The organism is Metabacillus herbersteinensis, from assembly GCF_042433335.1.
GTDB lineage: Bacteria > Bacillota > Bacilli > Bacillales > Bacillaceae > Metabacillus > Metabacillus herbersteinensis.
The window spans coordinates 1-3092 of the sequence record NZ_JBHLVO010000071.1 but is presented as its reverse complement, the minus strand read 5'-3'; the positions used below and the strand labels follow the sequence as shown (position 1 = coordinate 3092).

At 35.4% G+C, this 3092-nt stretch carries 2 protein-coding genes; both read right to left on the bottom strand.

What is annotated here, in order from left to right:
- Positions 1–638: 638 nt before the first annotated feature.
- A complete protein-coding gene (locus ACFFIX_RS27630; RefSeq protein ID WP_378939854.1) occupies positions 639–1685 on the bottom strand; it encodes a flavin-containing monooxygenase in 1047 nt (348 codons plus the stop codon).
- A 281-nt stretch (positions 1686–1966) separates the two neighbouring features.
- Positions 1967–2863 carry a TIGR01777 family oxidoreductase gene (locus ACFFIX_RS27625; RefSeq protein ID WP_378939852.1) on the bottom strand — a complete coding sequence of 299 codons (897 nt, stop codon included), beginning with the start codon at positions 2861–2863 and terminating at the stop codon, positions 1967–1969.
- Between the last annotated feature and the right edge of the window lie 229 nt (positions 2864–3092).

Genomic DNA, 3092 nt, shown 5'->3' with positions numbered 1-3092 from the left:
ACGCCGCCAGCGTTCGTCCTGAGCCAGGATCAAACTCTCCAATAAGATTGTTTGACTAGCTCTTTTTTGTACACGAATGTACGAAAAAAACTTTGTTACTTTTGTTGCTTTTGTTGATTAAATCAACGTTGGCACGCTTGGTTTTGTTTAGTTTTCAAAGATCATTTTATAGCCGAGTTACTAATCTATCATTTTAAAAATGAAATGTCAATAACTTTTTATATTTCATTTTGAAGCCGAGCTACTAATTTATCATTTTATATCTGATATGTCAACAGCTTTTTAAATTTCATTTTACGGCCGAACTACTAATCTATCACTTTAGATCTGATATGTCAATAGCTTTTTATATTCATTTTGTGGCCGGACTATTAATCTATCACTTTAAATCTAATATGTCAATAGCCTTTACTATTCTTCTTATTACAAGAAATTATAAAAAAGGAACAGATGTAGGGAACACTCACCGGTTCGTTTAGTCAAAGTTTCTACCTTGATAAAATATGTTACCAAATTAAATGCGTTACTTAAACTACTTTGTTTATTCGTTAGACGTAAGCAACTCTATTAGTATGGTAATACATATATAAAATGCCTAGTTTTTAAAGGCAGACATTTGTTTTATCAAACCAAGCAGTTCAGTTAACTTTTTTAAGATGGTTATATAAACGTTTAGCATCATAGTCTATTCCATTCAATTGTGCAGAACCTACCCTTGAGAGCCAGGGTAACCCTAAAAAGTAAATACCGTTTATTGGACTTATTCCTCTATAATGAATCGGTTTTTTTTGTTGATCAACGACCCCAGGGATATCTATCCAGCTATAGTCAAATTGAAATCCTGTAGCCCAAATGATATTGTCTACTTTCAATTTCGTTCCATCTCTAAATGTAGCTTCCTTACCCTGAAAGGATACTGTTCTTTCTTTTACTTGCACATGTCTGCCTTCTATTAGTTTTTTTAGTTCCATGCCAATTACAGGCTCTGTTTTCTGCAAATAACTTGCCAGCTTAGAATCAACGGGCACCTTGGAAATACCAAACGTATCAAGCCACCAAAAAATACTCTTTTTTAATATTTGCTGTGGAATAATCACGATTTCATGTCCCGTTGAGATGTAAACTTTTCGGTTCTTGGATAGTTCTGCTACAATTTGAGAACCGGAATTGCCAGCGCCAATCACTAATACATTTCCAGCAGGTAGTACCGAGGGTCTCTGATATTCAGAGGAGTGGATTTGAAATACGCTTTTTGAAAGTTCTCCCTTTACTATAGGAATATTTGGTTTTTGGAAAGGACCTGTCGCAATCACAACTTTGTTTGCTGTCCATTCTCCTTTTGACGTTTTCACCGAAAACTTGAAATCCATTTTTTCTAACTTTTCCACTTTGGTATGCAAGCTGACAGGAATCGAAAAATAGTTGGCATAGCTTTCTAAATAATCCGCTAATTCATCTTTAGTAGGAAAACCTTTCTGATTGCCAGACATAGCTAATCCAGGTAAAGCACTGTATTTTCTCGGACTGAATAAAACAAGAGAATCATAGCGATTTCTCCATACATCCCCAATTCTCACTGAAGCATCAATCAATTCGAAAGTAAGATTTGTTTGTTTTAAATAATAGCCTATTGCCAGTCCCGCTTGACCAGCTCCAATAACAAGGACGTCAACATGATTGTTCAAGTTTCTACCTCCATAAACAAATGTAGTATTTTTCTTACCTCCTGAATTGACGTATTCTGGCATATTACATTCAATCCGATTTAACCAATTCTACTAAACATCTCCCCCCCCATGGTCTTACAAGTGAAAGAGCAAAATGAGAAAACAAGAATTCAACTCTTTTTCTTGTCAAACTCTTCGGCACTCATTAGCTATATGTACCAGCTTTTCATTAAAGAAACTTTAAAAACAAGTACAGAACAGGATATAGTTTCCACTTTGTATCGATGTTACATAAACATTTAATTTTGTCTTTTAAGTATTTGTTGAAGGGCCAATTCAAGCTTACTAAATTTAAACGTGTATCCTTCTTTTTCTAATCTCTCTGGAATAACCCAACGACTTTTTAAAATTAATTCGGCCTCTGTTCTAATTAAGGAAGCACCAATTTCAAGCATCCATTTAGGAGTAGGTAATCCAACCTTGCTATTCATTACTTTTCGTAATTGATCCATTAATTGACGATTTGTAACAGGATATGGTGATGAACAATTGAATACTCCACTCAGTTGTTTATTCTCTCTGAGAAAGAGAATAATAGTGTATAAATCTTCTATATGAATCCAACTAAATTTTTGATTTCCAGACCCTTGAACCCCACCAAGTCCTAATCTTACTAAGTTTACAAATGGTGTCATAACACCACCACTCTCACCTAATACAATGGCAATTCTTAATGCAATTTGCCTAGTTTCAGGTAATTGAAAAGCAAAAAATGAACGCTCCCATTCTTTGGCAACATCAACCGAGAAACCAGATCCAATTTCACCATTTTCTTCAGTCATTGGTCGATCTTCAGCATGTCTATAGATGGTAGCTGTACTAGAATTTATCCATAATAATGGAGGGTTTTTACATTCTAGAATTGCATTTCCCAGCGTTTGGGTAGTCTCTGTCCTCGAGTTTAGGATTTCCTGCTTATTTTTAGTATTGTATCGACAGTTTACAGACTTCCCGGCAAGATTAATTAACATCTCTGAATTTTCTAAGGCTTCTATTATTCCAGCGTGATTATTCCATACTATCTGTTGGGATTGCCTTGAAATTATTTTTACTTCATATCCTAAATCTATAAACTTCTCCTCAAAGTATTTACCAATAAAACCAGTTCCTCCTGCTATGACTACTTTCTTTTTCATGGTATCAACTTCTTTCTATAATAGTTAAAAATAATTCGATTTGTTTGTGAAATACTTCACATGAATTATATCAAAATTTCCCAAAAATTGATACCTTTAATAAATCGAGTAGGAGGCGCGTTACCGCGCCGACTCCGGGTAGAAAGGCCGCCCAATTGGCGGCTCAAACCCCCACAGAACCCGGCGTGCGGATTTCCCGCACCGGGCTCTTCAGAAATTGCTTCACAGC